Below are 24185 nucleotides of genomic sequence, written 5' to 3'. Positions count from 1 at the left end.
TAATAACAGGAAAAGACCTAATGCAATAGCATAGGTCTTTTAATTTATTTTTCATTCTTTTGTTCTTCTGCTTTCTTTTCTAAAGACAGTGATTTAGTTACTTGATCATCCCACATATCTACATACTCACCAGTTGCCCATTCTGCCATTATAACAGTTTCATCTTCTTTTAGTTTAATTTCCTTAATAGGAGTTTCTTCTAATGTATTTCCAGCTATAGGGTAAACTTGTAGACTTTCATCAGTAACTACAATAGACATATTTTTGTTCGGTGATGAAAATATATCTTTAGCCTGTGGTATTGATTGTTTTATTTGAGACCAAGGTGCAAATATAGAATCATATTTTAATAAACTTTCAGGCATCAGTGTAGGAATTTCAAAATCTCCATAATTATAAGATAAATTATCATTAGAAAAATTTACTCGTCCCTTCATTACCCATTTTCCATTCTTTCTTACAAGTCCAAAACTATTGAACTGCTCTGCATCCTTTAATTCAAATTTTTTATTGCTTTCTTTATTTTTAGTACTTCCTTGAATTGCTACTTTAAGAGCATCTACTCCTTTATCACCTATAGCCTCTGAAATAGTTATAGCACGATCCTCTCCAGAGTAAATCGTATCTATTGGTATAGTATTTAAAAGACTATACTGATACGGCTCAGCTTCATCCTTTTTATTTCCTTCGCCTTTTACATCTAAGGATACATAATCATTTGAAATAAAATTTATACTTTTTTCAGTATAAAATGAGCTATTATTAATAAAATCCTGTGAAGGTGTTTTTATTTTTGAAGTCTTTCCTATAGGCGCTGCAGAAATTGAATCATAGAAATAATTGTCACCTTTTATCCGTTTAGAATCAACATTCCAAAATCCATTCTTTCTTGCTAAAAATATATAAGGTAATTCTTTTATTTCTTTTACTTTTCCATCATAACTAATCCATAATGTTCTATAAACAGGAGTTTTAGGCTTCTCTTCTTTATCCCCATAAGGATAATTATATTCTTCTTCTACATAAGATTTAAGTCCAATTATAACACCACTTTGATATCTCTTAAATTTATTAGCGGTTATTACTTCACTAGGTCTTACAGTAACTCCTCTATTAAGTTCATGATTATTAACAATACCTTTATCATCGCTTCCTATCCTTGATAAATAATACAAAGTACTATTCTTCTCAAGAATGGCTTTATCCTCATTCAATAATATAAGCTCTATAAAATAATTATTTGAGCATACAATAGTAACTACTTGAATTTCTTTTTCTTCTATTCCTAAATTTTCTGGAATAGTATTATATTTGTTATATATATATTCTAATGAATTTACCACTTTTAGCTTGTATTTAGGATTAATAAAAGTATCGCTTGGAGATATTATTATATCTTTATTAAATGTAATCATTTTATTAACCCATAATTTAATTGAAGCATCTTCTGGTGCATCTGTATTTAAATATTTATATGTTTCAATCTTCCATTTTCCTAATATAGATGGCTCAATTTTAGGAGATGATATTTTATTAGTTGCTACAAATTCATTATAATTACAAGCTACTAAAGCTAACGCAATTAAACTTACTATAAATATTTTAAAAAACCTCTTCATGATCCCCTCCTTCAATCATTATCAATCTACAATGGCAAGGTTATTATAACTTCTGTTCCTTCGCCTAATTTGCTTTTTATATCTAAGCTTCCATTATGCATTTGGATAATTTCATCACAAACAGATAATCCTATACCATTACTAGAGTTAGAATTTTTTCCTTTATAGAATTTTTCCTTAACTTTAGATATCTCATCCTGTGAAATACCTATTCCTGTATCTTTAATACTCATTATAATACTATTTTCTATAACATTGGTATTAAAAATAATTTCTCCTCCCGGGGAAGTAAATTTAATAGCATTATCTAAAATATTTATAAGAACTTGTTTTATCCTATTTTTATCTAGAATTATATTAGTCAAATTTTCATCAACATTTACCTTCAATATTAAATTTTCATTTTTAGCTCTTGGTGCTAATTGCTTTGATAGTGCTAAAATTAATGCTGTTAAATTTGTATTCTCTTTTTTAAGGGTTATTTTTCCTGATAATAGCTTTGAGAAATCTAATAAATCCTCTACTAAGTGAGTTAATCTATCTACTTCCTGCTCTATTATATCTAACCCTTCCTTTATTTCTTCTTCATCTTGAAAATCTGAAGCTTTCAGCACAATTGACCATCCCTTTATAGATGTTAATGGCGTTCTAAGTTCATGAGATACAGAAGCAATAAACTCATTTTTAAGCTTTTCATTCTTCATAATTTCATCTGACATATAATTAAGAGTATCTGCTAATTTTCCAAGCTCATCATCAAAGAACTTAGGTATTTTTTCACTAAAATCTCCTGTTGCCATTTTTTCTGCACCGTAACTTATTTTTTTTAGTGGCTTAGTAATACTATTCGATATAAATAAACTTACAATACTTGAAACTATTATAACAAATAATCCTACTAATAGTGCATATTTAGATGCTTTAGTTACAGTTTTATCAACTTCAGCAGTAGATGCTATAAATCTAAGCGCACCATCTATTTTATTATTATGATTAAGAGCAGTAATCATACTTATAGATGACTCTCCATTAATAGTTAATTTTTCTACCACTATTTTTTCTTTACCTTCTATAACATCCATTAATTTTTCTGGCAAATCAATATTTTCTACATCTACTCCTAAAGAATCCATTAGTACCTTACCATTTTTATCAATAATTTGCACTTCTGCACTAGTATTTTCCCAAAATAAATCTACATCATGAGCTGTATTAGCTCGTACTCCTTCAGAAGAAAGGTGAGTATTATAAAAATTACTGGAAATAATTATTTGGTTCTTTAAGGTATCATTAAGTCCTGTGTAATAATAACTTTTGATTGCAGTTATTACTATTACCTCAACAATAACTATAGTTAACAATATAATAAGTAAATAACTGCCTGAAATTCTTCTCTTAATAGATACCAATTTAATTCTCCTTCCATCTATATCCTGTTCCCCAAATAGTTTCTATAAATTTAGGTTCTGATGGATTATCTTCTATTTTACTTCTTATTCTTCTTATATTAACATCTATAATTTTATTTTCTCCTATATAATTATATCCCCACACCATATCTAAAAGCTCGTCCCTACTAAAGGCTTTATTAGGATTTTCCATAAAAATCTTCATAAGCATATATTCTTTAGGTGTTAAATCAATTTCTATATCATCTTTATAAATTTTTTTACTATATAAATCTATTTTAAAATTACTAGAATATAGATAGTTGCCATCATGATTTTTTTTGCTATATTTAATTCTTCTAAGTAGTGAGTTAATTATAGCAATTAGTTCTAAAGGGTTAAATGGTTTTACTAGATAATGATCTGCTCCAAATTCTAATCCCATTATTCTATCAGTATCTTGTCCTCGAGCAGTTAACATTATAATACCTAACTCTTCATACTCTTTTTTTAATATTTCACAGACTTTAAATCCATCTATTCCCGGAAGCATTATATCTAGAATAACTACATCTGGTGATTCTTCTCTTGCTTTCTTTATACCATCCTCTCCACTTGCTGCTTCTATAACATCAAAGTTCTCTCTCTTTAAACTTATTTTAAGAAATTTTCTTATAGAAGTTTCATCCTCAACTATTAAAATTCTAGCCATTATATCGCACCTCCTAAATATCGTAAAAACATAACAATTATAAAACTATTTTTTCTCTTAACTATGTATAGTATAATATTTTAAAAATTAAAAACAAGACCACAAAACTGTGGTCTATTATTGCTATTTATCTGACTCTTTTTTAGCATCCTCATATTCAACATCAATAATAGTAGAATTACCATAATCTATATTGTTATCCTTTGACTTGCTATATGATGTATGAGAACTTGTAGTATTATGTGGATTATTATTAGCATATCCCTCTTTTTCCTTAAAGTTTTTATTAAACTCCTTCTGCGATTTATTAAATTTATATCTCCAATAAGCCACAGCTAAAACTATAACTAATAATAAAATCATAACTAATGTAAATATCCCACTTATTACAATACCTAATACACTTAAAATACTAGGCCCTAATACAATAATTAAAACTACTGCTAATGCAGTGTATAATATACTTTTATTATCCATGTCGTATTTTTCCCCTTTTTAAGTAATAACTCTTTCTACTAATTTAATTATAATATAATTTTTTTATATTTTCTCTTTACACATAAAAGTTTAATGAAATTTTAATAAACCTTATAATATTGCACCATCTACATTTATAATTTGTCCTGTTATGTATTTAGATCCATCACTGGCTAGAAAAACTACTGCTTTTGCCACATCTTCTCCTTCTCCTAATCTCCCTAAAGGTATTTCATCCACCATTGAATTTAATTCTTCTTCACTCATCCAAGAATTCATTTCTGTATTTATAATCCCTGGAGCTATGGCATTAACTCTTATATTACTAGGTGCTAATTCTTTTGCTAATGCCCTAGTAAATAAGTTTACTGCACCTTTAGAAGCAGAATATATTACTTCACAGGATGCACCAACATTTCCCCACATAGATGATATATTTATAATATTTCCACTTTCCTTTGTAATCATGTATTTACACACATGATTACACATATTAAAAATCGCCTTCATATTTGTATTCATTATTGAATCATAATCTTTTTCATCCATATCTATAAAGAGCCCAACTTTAGAGATAGCAGCATTATTAACTAATATATCAATTTTACCAAAGTCTTCGATAACTTTGGTTACTAAACTCTTACAAAAGTTATAATCTGAAATATCACCTTTTATTAATATGCCATATCCACCTATTAATTTAATTTCCTCTAAAGTTTTTTTTGCACTCTCATCATCATTTTTATAGTTTAAAATTACACTGGCACCTTCTTTCGACAATTCTAAAGCTATACTTTTTCCTATTCCTCTAGTTCCGCCCGTTATTATGGCTACCTTCCCTTTTAAGCTCATACATTTCATCTCCTACAACATTATTAATTTCTATTTTAAAGCACTTAGCTAAGTCTTTTCAATTTTAGATTACTTTAACTATGTAGTAAAATCTTCAAAATATTACTTTTTTCTCTTTATTACTACCTATATTGCTAATAAATTAACAACTTATCATTACAAATTTTACTATTCATTATTAACATTTAAAATCTATTTTTTATATAAATATATATAAATCTATATAATTTTGAAATAGTTTTCTGAAATTTTTTCTATTTAATCCATATAAATCAATTATTTAAATATGTTATATTAATATTTTGAGGTTTATAATAAATAAAATTTAATATCTTAAGATTATTCTTAATTTTCTTAATATTACTTCTTGTTTTGATTTAATTCAAAATATTTGTATAAATACTTTATTATTGTTAAAAGTTATGTTATTATATTGTTGAATTAGAAATAAGGGAGGGTTTTTGTTATGGCTTATAAAATAGTTGATGCTTGTATTAGCTGCGGAGCTTGTGAATCTGAGTGCCCAGTTAACTGTATAAGTGCTGGAGACGGATTATATGTTATAGATCCAAACACTTGTATCGAGTGTGGTGCTTGCGCTAGCGTTTGCCCAGTTGGAGCTCCAGTTCAAGAATAATTGAACATATAATATAAAAAGTACAAGCTATTAACTAAATTAATAGCTTGTGTTTTTTATTTTTAGAATAATGTTATACAATTGAGAATTGACAATGGACGATGGAGAATTATTGATACTTCTCTTTTATAAGAGAAGTTTTCAATTGATTTCTTTTTTGAAGTGACGTAGTCACTTCTTATAAAGGACTAGCAATATATTGCTAGTAAAAAGACAATTAAAGAAATTAGTTTGATTAAAACTAATTTCCACCACAATTGTCAATTGTCCATTTTCAATTCTCCATTGATTAAAGTTGTGAATTAAAATATTTAATGGCTTAGTTATTATTTATACAATAACTTCTTTAGGTAGTTCATCTATATACATATTATTATTCTCTTAAATCTGTAAACCCATTGCCTAATATTTCATGAACATGATATGTTATAATAAATGCCTTTGGATCAATTTCCTTTATAAAATTCTTAAGTCTTAAAAATTCTTTTTTTCCTAAAACTGTAGTTATAATTTCTTTTTTCTCAAGTGTATAGGCTCCTTTCGCATCGTATAAAGTTGCTCCTCTTTCCAAATCTTCGATTATAAATCTTTGAATTTCTAGTCCCTTTTCACTTACTATTTCTATTTTTTTAATTACATTAAAGCCTCCTATAACGTAATCAATTGTAAACCCATTGATAATAACTCCTAATAATGAATACATACCTATAAGTGGACCAAAAGCAGCTATTGCTAAAACTGTTATAATAAAATCAGTAATCAATAATCCTTTGCCTATATCTATATGTAAATATTTATTAAGTATTTTAGCTATAATATCTGTACCACCTGTAGAAGCATTCTGATTAAACACTATTGCCATACCAATGGCACTTATTAATATCCCGAAAACTAAATTTAAAAATATATCGTTAGCTATTGGTCCCTTCATAGGAATAAAGATTTCAAAAGTGGAAATTAATCCAGCTAAAGTTAAGCTGCAATATATAGATTTAACCCCAAAACTTGCCCCTATAAATATGAAGCCTATAATATATAATATTGCATCTAGTCCAAGCATTATTATTCCCACATTTAGCATAGGTATATAGTTATTAATAATAATAGCTAATCCCGAAACTCCTCCAGCAGCTATTTTATTTTGCATTAAGAAAAAGTATAGTCCTGAAGCTAAAAAAATAAGTCCAATTGTTATAAATATAAATTCTTTTAAAAGCTTTTTCTTATTATTCACACTATTACTCCCTTTTTAATTCTAATACTAATTTTTATCATATTTCTATTTAAAATATGATGAAAGCAATTATAAAGTCTTATATAAATAAATTTTTAAGATATTATATAATCTCTTTTCTTTCATTCACATATATTTTATCCATAAAAAATCCTAATAACCCTATGAATATAATAGTTCTAAAATTAATATATGTGAAAATAATTGATGCTTTTTAGTATTTTAATCAGAACTATTAAATTTTCAATGGACAGTTCACGCTTTATAATTAAGGATTATATTTTTAACTAAATTTTTATAAAAATTAATCTGCATATATTTAATTTTATCACCAATTATTAATTATTTAAAATATTTTTTTATTTTTCTTGCAAAATTTATTTTTTTAAATTTTGTTCATATACCTTTATAAACATACTTATCTTAAATTTAATGTATAACTCAATATAACTACACCAGTGAGCATTCCAATTCACAACTTTAATCAATGGAGAATTGAGAATGGACAATTATGGTTGAAATTAATTTTGCAAATTAGTTTCTTCAAATAGGCTTTTCAATAAAGGTGACTATGTCACTTTAAAAAGAGATAAACCCAAAACTTCTCTTGTAAAAGAGAAGTATCCATAATTGTCCATTGTCAATAGTCAATTCTCAATTGTATAAGTGTAAATTTAAACAATTTAATAACGTACTTTTATGAACGAATAAATCTAATTTAGGGGTATCACCTCTCTATATATACTTTAAGTACTAATTTCACATAAAAGTAAAAAACTATGATAAGTTTATGAATTTACATAAATTTATCATAGCTTTAAAATGTAACTTTTAAATATTCAAATAATATCTATATTACTATTTTTATTTTAAGAATACATCTTTTATTATTGCAAATACATCTTTACCAATTTGAAGATATTCTGATATATTTTCTTTAGTATCAATAACATCTGCGGTAGTTGATGTAACTACCTCACTTACATCCTTTAAATTCTCAGTTAATGTAACCACATTATCTGATGCTTCTGGTAAAGAACTCATCAGCTTATTTATATTGTGTTCATTTTTCCCAATAACGCTATCTATTTTACCTATAAATTTAATAGCTTTATTTAAAAATATTATAAGAAAAACTAGAGCAACAGCACCTAATAAGCTAAGTATTACAAAAAATAAATTTTCAACTGAAATATACATTAATATCACCTAGCTTAAATTATTCTTCTATTTTTTCTTCAGCTACTTCTTCTACTTCCTCACTACACTCGCAAGATTCTGTTGTTTCTTCACAACAAGGCTTTTTACAAACTTTCTTTTCAGCTATATATTTAGATATTTTATCTTTAGCTTCAAGTGCATTTTCCTTTACTTCAACAGTTTTAACTTTTAAATTTTCATTAACTTCTTTAGCTTTTACTTTTATATTTTCTCTTGTTTCTTTTCCTGATTTAGGTGCTAGCATTAATCCCCCAACTACACCAGCAACCGTTCCAACTGCAAGTTTTTTAGCAGTATTTAATCTTTCTTTTCTTATTCTTTCTTTCTTTTTTTGTTCTAATTTAGCTTTTAAGCTCATTATATATCCCTCCTAATGATCCTTTCATTGCAACCCTTATTAATAATGTTTTATCAAAATTTTTAAATTTATTTTATGATAAAACTTTTTAAAACAATGAAGTATTTTGTTTATATAAGTATTTTTATATCACAAAAGATAATATTTTGTATTGTAAAAAAAAGACCTAATTATATTTATTAAAGAGTTCTGATGGACAATTACCATAAAACTCCTTAAATTCTTTAATAAAATGTGGTTGATCATAATATCCATTTTCTAAAGCCAATTCACAAAGAGGCACTTCCTTTAAAGATGCAATATCTTTTAAAGTATTTTGAAATCTTACTATCCTGCAAAATAATTTGGGGCTTATCCCTATCCAATTATTATATTTACGAAATAAGGATTTGCTACTAATATTTAGATTATTGGCAATCTCATTAATAGATACTTGTCCTTTAGCATCATAAATATAATTTAAAGAATTTTGAACTACTGAATCCAATTTAAGATTTATTTTATTTATAAGTAAACTTTTTATATAAGCCTCAATTAATTCTATTTTGTCATATATAAATATTTTCTTAGATAATTCGTCATTAATCTTAAGAAGTATATCTCCCCAAAAATATTTTAGTGGTATTGTTTTATCTAAAAACTCACTTGCTGGACAATTAAAAATTAGTCCGCTAGTACCAGGATAAAGTCTTATTCCAAAAAGTTCTCTATGATTTTTTATTGTAAAGCAAGATGGTTTCTTATTTAATCCTATTAACAGACTATTATCATCAAAAGGCTTATTATAATTGCTGAATACTAAATTAATACATCCATCTGGTAATACTCTTATATAATAATCTCCATCTATGTCTTTATTAGTTTTTAAGTACCAATAACAACATATATAAGGTGTAAGTTCTTCGGAGGGTTTATATTCTTTATATATAAAATCATTAACGCCATCAATATCTAATAATGGCATTTGAATAGATTTATAATTGTACATATTTCCTTCCTCCAATTACATAGATTAATATAAATCGCTTAATAACTATTATACTACATTTTTACAGGTAATTATTACAAAATACAATTTTTTTAAATAATTTAATACAAAAATCCCTAAATAAATTATAAAAATAATTAATTAAAATATGCTAAACAAGTAATTTCTATATATTCTTAATTTCTTTATTTTCCATTTTTATGATCTTAATAATTGACTTTTATTGTATAGTATTTCATATTTATCTTTATAACCATATATTATAGGTAAATATAAACAGGTATCGAACAGATATCCACGCAACTTGAGTTAAAATATTTTCTATATTTTGGTTGAAATTTATAATTTTCCATTGTACTATTTAAATATGCAGATATATCAAGTAAAAATTTAAATTATTTTACATAATAATCGATATATAGATAAAATAGCTAAAATTCTAATATATGGTTTAGTAGCTTATGTTATTAAATATTTAGCTCTGCAACTTTAATCAATGAAAAATTGAAACTAAGCAACTTACATATATATTGATTATAAAGCGGAAATTATTAAGGAAATTAGTTTTAATTAAGCTAATTTCCTTAATTAATTTTGAACACAATTATAAATTTTAAATCTATAATTAGATATTTAATAATATAGTTTTTTAAATATCTTACCTATATTTCATTCTAATTTAATTAAATTTTCTACAATATTTATGTAAAGTAATTATTTTAGTTTGCTTTCTTTATAGGATAGCTCTCTTTGGTATATCTATATAATTACTATTGGAGGTGTAAAATGAATAAATTAAAGGTAATATTTTTATCACTATGTATAATACTTTCAAGCTTTAATATGGAAGTATTTGCAGCAAATGATACTAAGGAAATGAGGGCAGTATGGATATCAACGGTTTATAATATTGATTGGCCTAGTACAAGGAATAATGAATCTGCTCAAAAACAAGAATATATAAAATTATTGGACAAGCTAAAAAACATTGGTATAAATACTGTTGTTGTTCAAGTAAGACCTAAGGGAGATGCTATATATTCATCCTCTATAAACCCATGGTCAGAATACTTAACTGGAAGTCAAGGTAAAAATCCTGGATATGATCCACTTCCATTCTTAATAGATGAAGCTCATAAAAGAGGTATGGACTTTCATGCATGGTTTAATCCATATAGAATAACAACTGATTCTGCTGATCTTAATTCATTAGCATCTACTCATCCTGCAAGATTGCATCCTGATTGGGTGATAAAATATAAAAATGGTGCTTATGATGCATTGATGTATAATCCAGGACTGCCTGAAGCTAGAAAGCATATTGTAGATACAGTATTAGAGGTAGTAAAAAAATATGATGTAGATGGAATACATTTTGATGATTACTTCTACAAAGATGGAATGAATGATGATGCTACTTATAATAAATATAGCAATGGAAAAAACAAAAGTGATTGGAGAAGAGAAAACGTAAATCTTTTACTAAACGATGTAAAATCCGCTATAAAAAGCGTAAAGCCTAAAGTTACATTTGGTGTAAGCCCAAGTGGAATTTGGAGAAATAAAACTAGCGATCCAACTGGTTCAGATACAAGTGGAAATGAAAGTTATTCAAGTAGTTATGCTGATTCAAGAGCTTGGATACAAAGAGGCCTTGTTGACTATATTGTCCCTCAAATATATTGGACAATCGGATTTGACATAGCAGATTATTCAAAACTAGTTTCATGGTGGTCAAATGAAGTAAAAGACACCAATGTAGATCTATATATAGGACAAGGTATATATAGACAAGGTGGAAGCGATAGTCTTAATGTAGCTAAAGAAATAAAACAACAAATAACTTTAAACAGAAAATATAAAGAAATTAAAGGTAGTATGTATTTTTCAGCTAGAGATATCATGAAAAATCAACAACTTCAAAATGACATAAAATCACTTTATACAGATTCAGCACCTAATCCAGAGCCTGTACCTAAGCCAGAGCCTGTACAAAAAATACAAATAGTTAATACAGATTCTCTAAATGTAAGAAGCGGCTCTGGAACAAATCATTCTGTAATTGGCTCTTTAAATAAAGGTGCTAAAGTAGAAGTGTTATCTGAAAGCAATGGTTGGTCAAAAATTAATTATAATAATGGCATTGGATATGTATCTACTGCATATTTAAGTAATGTTGCTGCACCTTCAATACCTGTTAAATCACTTCAAGGTAATAATAGATTTGATACTGCTGTATCAATTAGCAAAGAAGGATGGTCAGCTGGAGCAGATACTGTAATTATAACAAGTGCAAATTCAATAATTGATGGAGTTACATCTACTCCTTTAGCTTCAGTTAAAGATGCACCTATCTTATTAGCTAATAAAAATAATATACCTAGTTCAACTGAAAATGAATTAAAAAGGTTAAAACCCAATAATATTATAATTGTTGGCGGAGATGGTGTTGTAGATAATACAGTATATAAGTATATTCAATCAGTTCTACCAAATTGTAAATTAAATAGAATTGGAGGAGTAAATAGATATGAAACTTCTCTTAATGTAGCTAATGAAATATCAAAATATGTATCTATAGATAAGGTGTATATTGCTGGCGGCAATGGAGAAGCTGATGCATTATCTATTGCTTCGAAGGCTGGTTCAGACAAACAACCAATTATATTAACAGAAAAAAATACTTTACCAGCTAATATCTACAATTGGTTAAAAGACAAAAGTATAAAAGATTCTTATTTTATAGGTGGAAATGGTGTTATATCTGATGCTGTAATAAGTAAAGTAAATTCTGTAACTACAAACAATGTTTTAAATAATAGACTTAATGGTGCTAATAGAGAAGAAACTAATGCAAAAGTACTACAAAAGTTTTACTCAAATTCAAATTATGATTCCCTATTTGTAACAAAAAGCAATCCACTAATAGATGCTTTAACTGCTGGACCTTTAGCATCAAAAAACAATTCGCCTATAATTATACTTGGCAATAATTTAGCCAAAGAGCAAGAAAACATAATTAAAAATAAAAAATTCAGTAAAATGTATAAAGTCGGCGGAGATATAAAACAAGATAGCTTTAATGCTCTGTTAAATGCATTAAATTAAAATAATAAAATTACAAGTAAAATCTACTATCTATAAATCTATTTCAAATATGAAAGATACCAAAAATAAATTTACCTTATTAAAATTAGCATTTTTATGCTTAATATATAAGGGCCAAAACATAGGTTTTGACCCTTATATATTGAAACTTTATTAAAATTCAGCAGTTCCTGTAGTTCTTGGGAAAGGTATAACGTCTCTGATATTGCTTACACCAGTTACATACATTATCATTCTTTCAAATCCTAGTCCAAAGCCTGCATGTTTTGTTCCACCATATTTTCTTAACTCTAGATACCACCAGTAATCTTCTTTTTTAAGTCCTAGTTCTTCCATTCTCTTTTCAAGAATATCTAGTCTTTCTTCCCTTTGGCTTCCTCCTATGATTTCACCTATACCTGGAACTAATAAGTCCATTGCTGCAACAGTTTTATTGTCATCATTTACTCTCATATAGAAGGATTTGATTTCCTTTGGATAGTCAGTAACAAATACTGGCTTTTTAAATACTTCTTCTGTAATATATCTTTCATGCTCTGTTTGTAAATCAGCGCCCCACTCTACTTTATATTGGAATTCTTTATCTGCTTTCTTTAATAATTCTATAGCTTCAGTATAAGTTATAGCAGCAAAGTCAGAATTTACTACATTCTCTAATCTTTCTTTTAATCCTTTATCTATAAAGCTGTTGAAGAATTCCATTTCCTCTGGAGCATTTTCCATTACAAAGTTTATGATATATTTTATCATATCTTCTGCAAGTTCCATATCATCTTTAAGGTCTGCAAAAGCTATTTCAGGTTCTACCATCCAGAACTCAGCAGCATGTCTAGCAGTATTTGAATTTTCTGATCTAAAAGTTGGTCCAAAAGTATAAACATTTCTAAATGCTAATGCATAAGCTTCTGCTTCTAATTGACCACTAACTGTTAAATTAGTTTGTTTTCCAAAGAAATCCTCTCCAAAGTTTATTGTTCCATCTTCGCTTTTAGGAACGTTATTTAAGTCTAAGGTTGTAACATTAAACATTTCTCCTGCACCTTCAGCGTCACTTCCTGTGATTATTGGGGTGTGAGTATAAACAAATCCTCTTTCTTGGAAAAACTTATGAATAGCATAAGCAGTTAATGAACGTACTCTAAATACCGCTGAGAAAGCATTGCTTCTTGGTCTTAAATGGGCAATAGTTCTTAAGAATTCAAAGCTATGTCTTTTCTTTTGCAGTGGATATTCTGAGGATGATTCCCCTTCTACAATAATTTTAGTAGCTTTTAACTCAAAAGGTTGTTTAGCTTCTGGAGTTAATACAAGTTTTCCCTCTACAGTAATTGAAGAGCTTACGCTAAGCTTTGATACTTCCACAAAATTCTCTAATTCTTCCTCAAATACTACTTGAATATTTTTAAAGAAACTTCCATCATTTACTTCTATAAAGCCAAAATTTTTAGAAGCTCTTAAAGTTCTAATCCAACCACTTATAGAGATCGTTTGATCACCATATTTTTCTTTTTCTCTGTAAATTTGTTTTACTAATACTTTTTCCATACAGTTTTCCTCCTTTAAAACTTTATATAAATATAAAAAAACCCTTCATCCCTAATAGGGACGAAAGGTTAACTATTCCGCGGTACCACCCAAATTGTCATAAAATGACCTCTTTACAGTACAGATTATATTCGATACTGTTTAATTTATAACGGTTTAATTCCGTCTAAGCCTACTTTCATAACAATTTCGGTTAGAAGCTCTAAGATGTTCTTCAACATAAGTTTCATATTGACCTCTCACCATCGTCAACTCGCTTAAATTACCTCTCATATTTACTCTTCTCTTCATTGCTTTTAATTTACATTATTTATATTATATACAAAAATTATTTTTAAATACTAGTAATTATTATATAGCTTAAATATATAGTTGTCAAATATTTTATAAAATATACTGGACTTTACTCATCTACTTCAATATTAAGTAACCTATACTTTATAGTATATACAATCCTTCATAATAATCTACTAGTAAAAATAAATTTAATTTTTTAATTCTATAAAATCTTACATATAAAAAGTTAAGACCATAAGATAAAAATCCTATGGTCTTAGCTTTTATTCACTGATTTTTAATATATCACTTAAATTTTTGTCCTTTAATAGTAATTTAAATACAGGTATCCCTATTATAGTTACTACCACAAACTCACCTACCCCAACTTGAAGTGCGGATAAAACTAATGGTAAATTAAACGCATAATAAAGCATAGCTCCTATCATTATCGCGTTTACTATTGTAGGATATAATGATGCTATAATCATATTTTTACTTTTACTCATAACAAAAGTTGCTATAAAGGTTGCTGCAGTTCCTACAATTACATCTATAACACCAGCAGGGCTGAAAAGATTAGCAATACCGCATCCTAAAGTAAGTGCTGGTACATATAACGGATCTATAAATGCTAACAAAGTCATTATCTCTGATAATCTAAATTGTATTGCCCCAAAGGATATCGGTGCTAAAACATATGTAATAACTGCATATATTGCTGCCACCAATGAAACCTTTAATAGTTTTTTAGTATCCATACCTTTTTCCTCCTAAAAAATATTAAATAATTTCAAAGCCTTTTAACATTAAACTTAACTGCGGCGCAATACTAATAAAGCTATTTATTTCAATAACTTTTCATATCCCTATTTACTTTAGAAATAATATTCCCAACTTTTCACTTTACAATTCACAAATTTCAATATTAAGATTATAAATATTTATATGAGTAAAGCTTTTTAATTTACTTTTAACAAAATAAAAATCATATCTTTATTTTTTAATATAAATTAAAATTAATAGCTAATTTAAAATTGTAAATTGTTTAAGTTATGTAGACTTTTAATGTAATATGCTTTCTAAAAAATAAAATAACGCTGTCATTAGGACAGCGTTTCTACTCTTTTGAGATAACTCTAATAATCCTAATAAAATGTTAGGATTAAAAAGATTGCTGCCGTAGTTTTATTTAAAGACAGGAGGCTTCCGAACTGTCTAATTAATTTTAACAAATAATATTATATATTATAAAACTTTATAAATCAAGGAGTATAGTCTATAAGTAATAAATTAACTTTTTAAAAACTTCTAACATTTTTATTAAATGTTATGTTTTCCATTAGCAAATATGTTTGCAAAGCTGAAAGTATTTTACAATAACTATACTTTACTAATTCAAATTATAGATAAAAGCAGAAGACCTGATACAAATATTTAATGAATAAATCTTTTAATTAATAACATGCCATTTTATAAATAATACATATAATAAATTATAGTTAAATTTGAAATTAAGCTATAATTTAAAGGAGATTGATAAAATGTTTTATAATGAAGATAACTCTGTATCAGTATGGTATTTTCTATGACTAATGAATTAGATAATAGCGTTGTTGCCTTAATGAGAGATAGTATGGGAACTCTTTCTTGTCCAAAAGTTTATAAAACAGGAGGAAGCGGGACAGGCTTACAGCAAGTAGATCCCCTAGGATCCCAAGGTTCAATTACTTTATCATCTGATGGCCGGTTTCTCTTTGTAGTTAACGCTGGTAGTAATAGCATAAGTACCTTTCATATATGTGAATGGGGCCTTACTCTTGTTTCTGTAGTACCATCCGGTGGAGTTTTCCCTAACAGCTTAACTGTAAATAACCACAATCTTTATGTAACTAATTCTGGCAATCCGCCTCAAATTCCTGCCAATGTTACTGGTTTTCATATTGAATCAGATGGACACCTTAGTATTATAAGTGGTTCTCAAAAGCCATTAAGTTCAGATAATGCTCAATCAAAATGTATTGTTTCAAGTGTTTTCGGTGATAAACTTGTTGTAAGCGAAGGAGTAACCAATAATCTCAGCGTTTATGAAGTAAATCGCGATGGAAGTCTAGAAGGTCCAATTGTAAATCCTTCTAATGGTATAGGTCCTTTTGGCTCAGCTTATCTCAATAACAATCTTTTGCTAGTTACTGAGGTAACTACAAATGCATTATCATCATATAAGGTTACAGATAATGGTATTCTTAATGTTATTAGTGGTTCTGTCCTAAATAATCAATCAGCAACTTGTTGGGTTTCAGTTACTCCTAATGAGAATCGTGCTTATACCTCTAACGCTGGTAACGGTACAATAACTCGCTATAATATTAATCATGAAGGTGTTTTGACTGTTGTTGAAAGTATACCAAGTACACCTAATAGAACAGGATCTCCAATTGATAGTGGAATAGACCTATGTGGCCAGAACTTTTATGTTTTAAATGGTGGTGAAGGCTCAATCAGTGTATTTGAAATTGAGGAAGATGGACATTTAGTTCTATTACAAATATTCCAAGATACAAGACTACCAAAAATTGGTGCACAAGGAATGGCAATATTCTAGATATGAATAGTTAATATTTCGTCTGTTTAATATCTGACAATTATAACTTATTTAGATTTCCCGGCGAACATCGTTCGCCCCTACATAAACTATGCTTTATTCTATCTTAAATAATAATTAAACTATGTTTTTTAATGTTATCAGTGCATTTAATTTATCATTTGTTTCTTCTATTTTTGCTCCATTTTTTATCCAAATGCTTTTAGAAGCTATGTTATCGCTTTTTATAGTAGCTGATATATATTTTATTCCTTTTTTTCTTGCTAAATTTAATACTTGTGAAAATGCACAGCTTGTATATCCATTCTCCCAATATTTACTACTAATCCAATATCCTATTTGTGCCTTTTGTTCCTTAATATCTTGATGACTTAATGATATTATTCCTATTGCAATATCATTTAAAATAATAGCGAATATTTCAGCATTTTTATTTTGACACCATTGTTTATTATAATCTATAAATTCTGATTTGGATATTTTATTTTCACTTGAATCCAAAGCATTTTTTAACCCATAATCATTGTTTAAAATATCTACAAGTTGCATTGCATAATCATCATTTATACTCTTAATAAATATATTGTTACATATTTTCATATAACTTCTACCCCTTTAATTCTACTATTTTTAATATAACAAATATAAATAAAAAACATTGTTTAGATTTAATTATAGCATCTTTATCTATTCTTCAATTCTTCTATAAAATACTTATTATTAATAATATTAAATTATTTTACCTTTATCTCTATTTGATTTATTTTTACTTATATGGTAAAATATCGTCAAAAAAGGGGGATTAATTATTATGTATAATAAAATATTAAGCTTTAAAATTGCTTGTATATGCGATACTGAAATAATTATTACAGAATCTAACTTTGATAATATTGTTGATAATGGGCTAACTTGTCCAGTATGTGAATATTCTCTAACTTTTGACGCTCAAGAAGTAATTTCTAAACTCCAAGCCTTTAACGAAGCATCAAAAGAACTTGATGAACTTTTAGAAGGATACCCTCAAGTAACTGTTTAATTATTATTACAGTAGTTTTCTGAATTCTAGTATTTATATTGCTTGAATATTCTATTGTAATGTTATATAAATCAATAAAAACTCCTTTAATCTATGCTTAAAGGAGTTTTTATTGGTCTACTAAACTACCACTACATTTTTCACATTATTTTTTATTGCTATATTTCTTAGCTTTTCCATGTAGTCATTAGATGGAGTATAGGATTTAATTAAATCTTCTCTAACACCTAGTGCTCTATACTTTATAAGCTTATAAATTATATTAGGATTTAGTTCTGCTATAAGCTTACTTCCCATTTCTACAGTACGTTCATTATTTAAAACTTCTGGTACTACTACTGTTCTTATTTCATAAATTTTATCCATTTTAGCTAATTTATTTATGTTTTCTATAACAGTTTCATTTTTCATGCCAGTAAGATATTTATTTTCATCGCTATCAAAGGCTTTTAAATCTATCATAGTTTTATCAGTAACCTCTAGAAGTTCTAAGTTATTATATATAGGAAGTGAAGCATTAGTATCTAAAAATGTAGTTAAGCCTAATTTTTTAACCTCTCTAAAAAGCTCAATTAAAAAATCACTTTGCAATGTACATTCTCCACCAGATACAGTTATTCCAGATATAAAATATTTAGTTTTATTTAATACCTTTAATATATCCTGAGCAGTCATAACGCTAACTTTAGGACTACTATTGTGCTCGCAAACTGCAATACAACTATCACAGTTTACACATTTATCTCTATTATAATTGACTTTTCCATCTATTATAGAAAGAGCACCATATTCACAATAGCTTACGCATTTCCCGCAATTTATACAGCGATTTATTGTTTCAGGATTATGACAATAGAGGCAGTTATAATTACAACCTTGAAGAAATATGGCTGTTCTATTTCCCTCTCCATCTACTGTACTAAAAGGTATTATTTTATTTACTATGGCAGTTTTACTCATTATGTCTTAATTTTCTCTCTAGTACTTTTTGATTCTTAGCTGCTCCATATCCTAGTACAACTGTATCATTTAATACTTGCTGATTTTTTTCTAATCTTTCTATATCTGATTTCTTAACTAAATAACCTGTAATTCTTATAACATCACAGTCTTCACAGTAAACAGATATATATCTAATATTTAATTTAAAAGCTCCTTTTATAACATCAATTATAGCTTTTGGATTTCTCTTAGACATTTCATCAAACTTAAATATATCACCTATTCCTGATGGGAAGAATTTATGGAATGGAGCACTTTGTATTAAATGCTCATAAATTTCTGGTTCTTCACCTATAGGAATTCTACATCCTGGTGCTACGCCTTCATCACTGTCTAATCCTACTTGTGCATGTAAAAGATATTTTCCATCACTTGCTGAGCAGTGTTTATTACTATGATTATCAACTATTTCTTGCATCTTTTCTATTATTTTCATTCCTAAATCATTTGCATAATCAGAATATCCAAATCTATCTTCTTGCTTGTCTGAATTTATAAAGTAGTTAACAGCATTTGCAAGTCCTACCATACCAAACATAGCAGTAAAGTTATCTTTTGATAATAATCCTTCTCTTACTAAGAAACTTGATTCAAAGAAACCACTTTCTTCTACTATAAATCTTACTCTTTCATCCATAAGATCTGTCATAAGCTTCATTGCATGAGGTAGTGCATTATTTATAAAATCTTCTGCATCTTTAGCTTTAGGTGCTAATTTAGCAAGATTTAATCTAACTAAAGTGTAACTTCCTCCACCTATTTTTAATCCATTATAACAACTTGCTATACCATAATTTCCAAGGTCTTTTGTGAACATTTCATGATTAGCAAAACTTGGTTTTGCACAAGATAATGCTGTTTGTACAGCTTCTGTCATAAGTTCTTCAGAAGTTTCATCGCTAACCTTTAAAGTTATATTTGGTGTTGAATTTTGAAGTTCTCTTTCTGCTTTTAATATTAATCTTGCTGCTTTTGTATCTACAGGACCAATATTAGCATGGCAGAAAGAATCTGTTACAGTTCTATCAATATGCATTAAAAATAATTTTATTGCATTATACGCTTCTTCTTCATCTTTTATATAAGGTTCTAAAAGAGTGTCAATATTTCCTACATATACAGGGAAAGTTGTTACAGATGGTACATTTTTATATAACATTAATAAGTTATGAGTTGCTTCCCAAATATTTGTAGCTGGTTTTATTCTTAAAAACTCACTTCCATTTTCCATGAATTTTTCATAGTTAGGAACAATATATCTTGGTCTATAAGGAGCATTTCCTTCAGCTAAATCACAAATTATTCCTTCATCCATATACTTTTTAATGTCATCGCTTATATCTAAAATGTTTACACTATTCTCAGCTAATTTAGCTAGAGATATAACCTTCATTCCATAAGTCAGTGTATTATCTTTAATAATTGAAAGTACTTGCTTCTCCATATAATCACTCCATACACTTATTTATTTTTATTATATCTTTATAATTTTAGTATAATTATATTTCTGTGAAATTTCAATAGTAATTCTCCATTAATATTGTTTATTAATTAACAAAAACATAGAATTTCACTTATTTTAATAATATTATACTACAAAATTCGATATTTTTAAACAAATCCTTATTATATTAATATATGGCTATTTTTGCAAAGGCTATCAATAAAATTACTAGCAAAACAACAATTAAAGAAACTAGTTTTAGTAAAACTAATTTCCACTATAATTGTCAATTTTCACTTCTCACTTCTTTATCAATTACTCTTCCCATTAGATATAAAACTGGCGAACAATGTTCGCCCCTACGGTATTATAGATATGAACTATCAAAAATTCCTCCCTTACATAATTGAAAATTCATGATTAGCAATGAAAAAATTTTGAATTAATTTTTCTATTGTTACACAGCACTTTCTTAAAACTAGCAATTGTATTGCTAGTAAAAAAACATATTTAAGAAATTAATTCATAAAGAATTAATTTCCACCACAATTGTCAATTTTCCATTCTCAATTCTCCATTGTCTTAAGTTGTGAATTAAAATATTTAATCCCACAATTGTTAGTTATACATTATTTTTTAAGGTAGTATATCTATTTACGTTTTGAAAAAAGTAACTCTCTTCCGCTTTTACCCACTTCTTCAATTAATCCCATCTTTTTTAAACTATAAGTCATTTTTCTTATCTTATTAATTGGTATGTTTAAATTTAATGATAATTCTTTATTAGTAAACTTTGAAGGTAAGTCCTTAGGTAAAAAACTGTAATAATCTTCTTCACTTTTAAATCTATATTTATCTATTATGTCTATTAATAGTTTATCTCCTATACTAACTCCTCTTCTTCGAAAACTTCCTTTGCCATCTTTAATCCTTATTTCCTTTTCTTTAGTGAGTAAAATTTCTATTTCTAAATTTTTTTCTAAAGCTAAATGGGGGATAGATACTAATTCATCAAAAAAATCTATAACTTTTCCCTTTTTAGGAGATTTTCTTTTACTTATAACTTGTCCATCTTCACTTAATAGTATAATAGTTTTTTCTGCAGCAATAGGATGAACTAAAACTATCTTATTATTTACAAGTAAATCCTTCAATTTATTTTGTATATTATAAAAATTTTTACTTTGAATTTCATACAGTATATTATCTTTTACTACATCTACTATATATCCCTCAACCATAACTTCCATTCTTCCACATTCACCACAATAAATATTCTTTAAGCTTCTATGAAGAGATTTTTCCTTTTGAAGACCTATACCATTAATCTCTATATTCTTATGGTTTATTTTATAATTTTTAACATCTACCTTCATACTTGTCCTCCATAAGTACTTTTCTATAAAAATGCTCTATTTCTAAATCGAAATAGAGCATAATCTCGTTTCTTAATTTAATTATATCAAATATAAAAATATATAAATAGCAATTCTTTCGAATCATTTTTTATAACAATGAAAGTAGATATATAAGACAAAAAAGCTACAGCTATACTTTACTGTAACTCCTATTTTTCATTTTTACTATACAACATTGTCAATAAGGCTATAGAAGCTATTATATTTATTATAGGTATCATAAAATATACAGATACTAAAGAAGTAAGAATAGTTTCTAGCTTGCTATCCTTATTATATTCATCCTTATTATCATCACTACTCATCATCATTCTAAGGATTTTATCATAAAATTTTTCGTTATAGTTAATTGCATAAAATATAAGCATAAGTGTTAATATACTAAACATCACTGTTACTAAATAAAAATTTAAAATTAACATTGCTTCTCTCCCCCATGTCTGTGTATAAATCATACCATAAATAATTTCATAGAACAAAGGGCAAATATATAAATAGAATATAATTCCCAATTTTTCAATTTGGAATTTACAATTAGGAATAATTTTAAAAAATTTTACTAAAACTAATCTTTCCTTAAAGATTACCATTTAATCTTTATCTTAATACCAGTAATCAATTCTAAATACTATTCTAATAATGTTTTATTTAAAATAAAAATTTTATTCTAAATAAAAAATGCTTTTCTTCATAGAATATAGTTAAATTACTAAAATTACAGAGGAGTTAAATTTATGAATAAAAAAAATCTTATCCTTATATTAATATTAACGGTTATTATTATTATTCCTAAAAATATATTTGCTTTATCCACAGAAAATTCTAATAAATCTCCTTATGTTATCATAATAGATTTAACTACAAATAAGATGCAAATATTTAAAAATGATGTATTTGTAGAAGAATTTAGCTGCTCAGGAGGAAAATCTTCTACTCCATCACCTATAGGTACATGGAAAATAGTCAATAAAGGAATTTGGGGCGGAGGTTTCGGTGCTAGATGGATGGGACTAAACATTCCTTGGGGAAAATATGGTATACACGGAAATAAAGATGAAGGGTCTATTGGCTGGAACTCTTCTCACGGCTGTATAAGAATGCATAATAAAGATGTAGCTAAAATCTATGGATATATTCCTATTGGTACTACAGTTATAATTCATGATGGTCCAACTAGAGAGCTTAAAGAATTACGTCCTGGTATGATTGGGTCTGATGTATATAAAATGCAAAAGATTTTAAAAGAAAAGGGATACTTTAAAGGATATCTTAGTGGTAAATATGGAGATGATTTTAAACATGCAGTACATAACTTTCAAAAAGATAATGGTCTTAAGGTAAATGACTTTATAACCCCTGAGTTTTATAATGCTCTAGGGATTTATCCTTTTGAGTAAAAATATATAAATTATCCCATGTTATAAAGGTAACATATTATGCCATTTATAAATAGAATAAACTATGAAGAGTAAATCCCAATAGCTCTGTTTATTTTAAATATTATCGAGATAGACTTATACAACATTTTAATAGTTTTTCTTAAAGTAGTATACAAGTTCTAAGAAAGTATTGGAACTTGTATATCTCTTTGAAAAAAATTATTTATTTAAAGTTGCATTCAAATTTAATAACTGCAATTAAAAGTTATTATACTCTTTATATTAAAATAAATAATTTATGAATTAAATTTTAGTGTTATTTAGCATAACGTAAACAATTTACATTTAGGTGGAGATAAAGTATGAAAATAGCAGTGATTTCAGATACTCACGTACGCAAACATATGGATAAAATTGAAAAGTTAATAACAAAATCTCTAAAAGATGTTGATTTAGTTATTCATGCTGGAGATTATACTAGTAATAAAGTTATACCCTATATTGAAAAACATCATAGATTTATTGGTGTCTATGGAAATAATGATAAAGATGAAACTAGGTCTAAGGTAAAAGAAAAGCAAATTATAACTTTAGATAAGTATAAAATAGGAATATACCATGGACATGGTTCTAAGAAAAATGCCATTGATAATGTGTATGAAATATTTAAGAATGACAGTTTAGACGTAATTATTTTTGGACATAGCCATAAACCTTTTGTTACAACCAAAAATAAGACACTAATAATAAATCCTGGTTCACCTACTAGCAAAAGAAAAGAAAAATATTATTCCTATATAATTTTAGAACTTGTACCTGAAGGTATAGATGTAAATATTAAGTTTTATTCTTAGTATTGTAAACCTATATATTTTTTATTGTT

The 24185-nt window shown here is 27.0% G+C and carries 22 protein-coding genes and 1 other annotated feature; of the genes, 6 read left to right on the top strand and 16 right to left on the bottom strand.

From position 1 onward, the window contains the following. Positions 1-44: 44 nt before the first annotated feature. From ACWPW7_RS07275 to ymfI, 5 genes are all read right to left on the bottom strand, one after another. Positions 45-1619 carry a hypothetical protein gene (locus ACWPW7_RS07275; protein WP_454052964.1) on the bottom strand — a complete coding sequence of 525 codons (1575 nt, stop codon included), beginning with the start codon at positions 1617-1619 and terminating at the stop codon, positions 45-47. 26 nt (positions 1620-1645) lie between these two features. After that, a complete protein-coding gene (locus ACWPW7_RS07270) occupies positions 1646-3028 on the bottom strand; it encodes an ATP-binding protein (RefSeq protein WP_454052963.1) in 1383 nt (460 codons plus the stop codon). Position 3029: 1 nt separating this feature from the next. After that, the gene (locus ACWPW7_RS07265) at positions 3030-3719 is read right to left on the bottom strand and encodes a response regulator transcription factor (RefSeq protein ID WP_454052962.1); all 690 of its coding nucleotides are present in this window, start codon (positions 3717-3719) and stop codon (positions 3030-3032) included. A 123-nt stretch (positions 3720-3842) separates the two neighbouring features. Then, positions 3843-4196, bottom strand: coding sequence for a hypothetical protein (locus ACWPW7_RS07260; RefSeq protein WP_454052961.1), 354 nt, complete (start codon positions 4194-4196; stop codon positions 3843-3845). Between the two features lie 111 nt (positions 4197-4307). Further along, the gene (gene ymfI / locus ACWPW7_RS07255) at positions 4308-5048 is read right to left on the bottom strand and encodes an elongation factor P 5-aminopentanone reductase (protein ID WP_454052960.1); all 741 of its coding nucleotides are present in this window, start codon (positions 5046-5048) and stop codon (positions 4308-4310) included. Positions 5049-5514: 466 nt separating this feature from the next. Here ymfI and ACWPW7_RS07250 point away from each other — a divergent pair, with 466 nt between their 5' ends. Then, entirely contained in the window at positions 5515-5685 is a 171-nt protein-coding gene (locus ACWPW7_RS07250) for a DUF362 domain-containing protein (RefSeq protein WP_039636582.1), read from the top strand. 373 nt (positions 5686-6058) lie between these two features. Here ACWPW7_RS07250 and ACWPW7_RS07245 read toward each other — a convergent pair whose 3' ends face one another. From ACWPW7_RS07245 to ACWPW7_RS07230, 4 genes are all read right to left on the bottom strand, one after another. Further along, a complete protein-coding gene (locus ACWPW7_RS07245) occupies positions 6059-6919 on the bottom strand; it encodes a YitT family protein (protein WP_454052959.1) in 861 nt (286 codons plus the stop codon). Positions 6920-7783: 864 nt separating this feature from the next. Then, positions 7784-8119: a hypothetical protein gene (locus tag ACWPW7_RS07240; protein WP_454052958.1), complete on the bottom strand. Its 336-nt coding sequence runs from the start codon at positions 8117-8119 to the stop codon at positions 7784-7786. Positions 8120-8138: 19 nt separating this feature from the next. Further along, a complete protein-coding gene (locus ACWPW7_RS07235; RefSeq protein ID WP_039636575.1) occupies positions 8139-8498 on the bottom strand; it encodes a YtxH domain-containing protein in 360 nt (119 codons plus the stop codon). Between the two features lie 166 nt (positions 8499-8664). After that, positions 8665-9486: a DUF6597 domain-containing transcriptional factor gene (locus tag ACWPW7_RS07230; RefSeq protein ID WP_454052957.1), complete on the bottom strand. Its 822-nt coding sequence runs from the start codon at positions 9484-9486 to the stop codon at positions 8665-8667. Between the two features lie 786 nt (positions 9487-10272). Between ACWPW7_RS07230 and ACWPW7_RS07225 the strand changes: the two genes are divergently transcribed. Beyond that, positions 10273-12594 (top strand): family 10 glycosylhydrolase, encoded by a 2322-nt coding sequence (locus ACWPW7_RS07225; protein WP_454052956.1) that lies wholly within the window; start codon positions 10273-10275, stop codon positions 12592-12594. 153 nt (positions 12595-12747) lie between these two features. On the opposite strand, the gene asnS is transcribed toward ACWPW7_RS07225, so the two are convergent. Both asnS and ACWPW7_RS07215 read right to left on the bottom strand, forming a co-directional pair. Then, positions 12748-14139 carry an asparagine--tRNA ligase gene (gene asnS, locus ACWPW7_RS07220; RefSeq protein ID WP_454052955.1) on the bottom strand — a complete coding sequence of 464 codons (1392 nt, stop codon included), beginning with the start codon at positions 14137-14139 and terminating at the stop codon, positions 12748-12750. A gap of 53 nt (positions 14140-14192) precedes the next feature. After that, positions 14193-14439: a binding site (T-box leader), on the bottom strand. A gap of 260 nt (positions 14440-14699) precedes the next feature. Continuing rightward, a complete protein-coding gene (locus ACWPW7_RS07215) occupies positions 14700-15176 on the bottom strand; it encodes a QueT transporter family protein (RefSeq protein WP_454052954.1) in 477 nt (158 codons plus the stop codon). 815 nt (positions 15177-15991) lie between these two features. Between ACWPW7_RS07215 and ACWPW7_RS07210 the strand changes: the two genes are divergently transcribed. Then, the gene (locus tag ACWPW7_RS07210; RefSeq protein ID WP_454052953.1) at positions 15992-17020 is read left to right on the top strand and encodes a lactonase family protein; all 1029 of its coding nucleotides are present in this window, start codon (positions 15992-15994) and stop codon (positions 17018-17020) included. Between the two features lie 117 nt (positions 17021-17137). On the opposite strand, the gene ACWPW7_RS07205 is transcribed toward ACWPW7_RS07210, so the two are convergent. Continuing rightward, positions 17138-17620 (bottom strand): GNAT family N-acetyltransferase, encoded by a 483-nt coding sequence (locus tag ACWPW7_RS07205; RefSeq protein ID WP_454052952.1) that lies wholly within the window; start codon positions 17618-17620, stop codon positions 17138-17140. Between the two features lie 211 nt (positions 17621-17831). Between ACWPW7_RS07205 and ACWPW7_RS07200 the strand changes: the two genes are divergently transcribed. Then, positions 17832-18059, top strand: coding sequence for a hypothetical protein (locus ACWPW7_RS07200; protein WP_454052951.1), 228 nt, complete (start codon positions 17832-17834; stop codon positions 18057-18059). Positions 18060-18179: 120 nt separating this feature from the next. Here the strand turns inward: ACWPW7_RS07200 and ACWPW7_RS07195 are convergent, their stop codons facing one another. The 4 genes from ACWPW7_RS07195 to ACWPW7_RS07180 form a co-directional block, all read right to left on the bottom strand. Beyond that, the gene (locus tag ACWPW7_RS07195) at positions 18180-19019 is read right to left on the bottom strand and encodes a YjjW family glycine radical enzyme activase (RefSeq protein ID WP_454052950.1); all 840 of its coding nucleotides are present in this window, start codon (positions 19017-19019) and stop codon (positions 18180-18182) included. After that, a complete protein-coding gene (locus tag ACWPW7_RS07190) occupies positions 19012-20505 on the bottom strand; it encodes a YjjI family glycine radical enzyme (protein WP_454052949.1) in 1494 nt (497 codons plus the stop codon). The genes ACWPW7_RS07195 and ACWPW7_RS07190 overlap by 8 nt, the downstream gene beginning before the upstream one ends. Before the next feature lie 650 nt (positions 20506-21155). Next, positions 21156-21881: a hypothetical protein gene (locus ACWPW7_RS07185; protein ID WP_454052948.1), complete on the bottom strand. Its 726-nt coding sequence runs from the start codon at positions 21879-21881 to the stop codon at positions 21156-21158. 191 nt (positions 21882-22072) lie between these two features. Continuing rightward, a complete protein-coding gene (locus tag ACWPW7_RS07180) occupies positions 22073-22345 on the bottom strand; it encodes a hypothetical protein (RefSeq protein ID WP_291561666.1) in 273 nt (90 codons plus the stop codon). 312 nt (positions 22346-22657) lie between these two features. On the opposite strand from ACWPW7_RS07180, the gene ACWPW7_RS07175 reads away from it, so the two are divergent. Together ACWPW7_RS07175 and ACWPW7_RS07170 are read left to right on the top strand one after the other, a co-directional pair. Continuing rightward, entirely contained in the window at positions 22658-23320 is a 663-nt protein-coding gene (locus ACWPW7_RS07175; protein ID WP_454052947.1) for a L,D-transpeptidase family protein, read from the top strand. A 344-nt stretch (positions 23321-23664) separates the two neighbouring features. Beyond that, a complete protein-coding gene (locus tag ACWPW7_RS07170; RefSeq protein ID WP_291561671.1) occupies positions 23665-24156 on the top strand; it encodes a metallophosphoesterase family protein in 492 nt (163 codons plus the stop codon). The last annotated feature ends 29 nt before the right edge of the window (positions 24157-24185 follow it).

Source organism: Clostridium sp. Marseille-Q7071 (genome assembly GCF_965112025.1).
Note: the sequence above shows the minus strand (reverse complement) of the source record. Positions and strands in the feature narration are given on the sequence as shown.

Excerpts from the sequence above, each read along its gene's own strand:
- ACWPW7_RS07230 (WP_454052957.1), bottom strand. The coding sequence starts at position 9,486 with ATGTACAATTATAAATCTATTCAAATGCCATTATTAGATATTGATGGC.
- ACWPW7_RS07240 (WP_454052958.1), bottom strand. The coding sequence starts at position 8,119 with ATGTATATTTCAGTTGAAAATTTATTTTTTGTAATACTTAGCTTATTA.
- ACWPW7_RS07210 (WP_454052953.1), top strand. The coding sequence starts at position 15,992 with ATGGTATTTTCTATGACTAATGAATTAGATAATAGCGTTGTTGCCTTA.
- ACWPW7_RS07200 (WP_454052951.1), top strand. The coding sequence starts at position 17,832 with ATGTATAATAAAATATTAAGCTTTAAAATTGCTTGTATATGCGATACT.
- ACWPW7_RS07205 (WP_454052952.1), bottom strand. The coding sequence starts at position 17,620 with ATGAAAATATGTAACAATATATTTATTAAGAGTATAAATGATGATTAT.
- asnS (WP_454052955.1), bottom strand. The coding sequence starts at position 14,139 with ATGGAAAAAGTATTAGTAAAACAAATTTACAGAGAAAAAGAAAAATAT.
- ACWPW7_RS07250 (WP_039636582.1), top strand. The coding sequence starts at position 5,515 with ATGGCTTATAAAATAGTTGATGCTTGTATTAGCTGCGGAGCTTGTGAA.
- ACWPW7_RS07195 (WP_454052950.1), bottom strand. The coding sequence starts at position 19,019 with ATGAGTAAAACTGCCATAGTAAATAAAATAATACCTTTTAGTACAGTA.
- ACWPW7_RS07170 (WP_291561671.1), top strand. The coding sequence starts at position 23,665 with ATGAAAATAGCAGTGATTTCAGATACTCACGTACGCAAACATATGGAT.
- ACWPW7_RS07235 (WP_039636575.1), bottom strand. The coding sequence starts at position 8,498 with ATGAGCTTAAAAGCTAAATTAGAACAAAAAAAGAAAGAAAGAATAAGA.
- ymfI (WP_454052960.1), bottom strand. The coding sequence starts at position 5,048 with ATGAGCTTAAAAGGGAAGGTAGCCATAATAACGGGCGGAACTAGAGGA.
- ACWPW7_RS07185 (WP_454052948.1), bottom strand. The coding sequence starts at position 21,881 with ATGAAGGTAGATGTTAAAAATTATAAAATAAACCATAAGAATATAGAG.
- ACWPW7_RS07225 (WP_454052956.1), top strand. The coding sequence starts at position 10,273 with ATGAATAAATTAAAGGTAATATTTTTATCACTATGTATAATACTTTCA.
- ACWPW7_RS07260 (WP_454052961.1), bottom strand. The coding sequence starts at position 4,196 with ATGGATAATAAAAGTATATTATACACTGCATTAGCAGTAGTTTTAATT.
- ACWPW7_RS07175 (WP_454052947.1), top strand. The coding sequence starts at position 22,658 with ATGAATAAAAAAAATCTTATCCTTATATTAATATTAACGGTTATTATT.
- ACWPW7_RS07275 (WP_454052964.1), bottom strand. The coding sequence starts at position 1,619 with ATGAAGAGGTTTTTTAAAATATTTATAGTAAGTTTAATTGCGTTAGCT.
- ACWPW7_RS07190 (WP_454052949.1), bottom strand. The coding sequence starts at position 20,505 with ATGGAGAAGCAAGTACTTTCAATTATTAAAGATAATACACTGACTTAT.
- ACWPW7_RS07265 (WP_454052962.1), bottom strand. The coding sequence starts at position 3,719 with ATGGCTAGAATTTTAATAGTTGAGGATGAAACTTCTATAAGAAAATTT.
- ACWPW7_RS07180 (WP_291561666.1), bottom strand. The coding sequence starts at position 22,345 with ATGTTAATTTTAAATTTTTATTTAGTAACAGTGATGTTTAGTATATTA.
- ACWPW7_RS07215 (WP_454052954.1), bottom strand. The coding sequence starts at position 15,176 with ATGGATACTAAAAAACTATTAAAGGTTTCATTGGTGGCAGCAATATAT.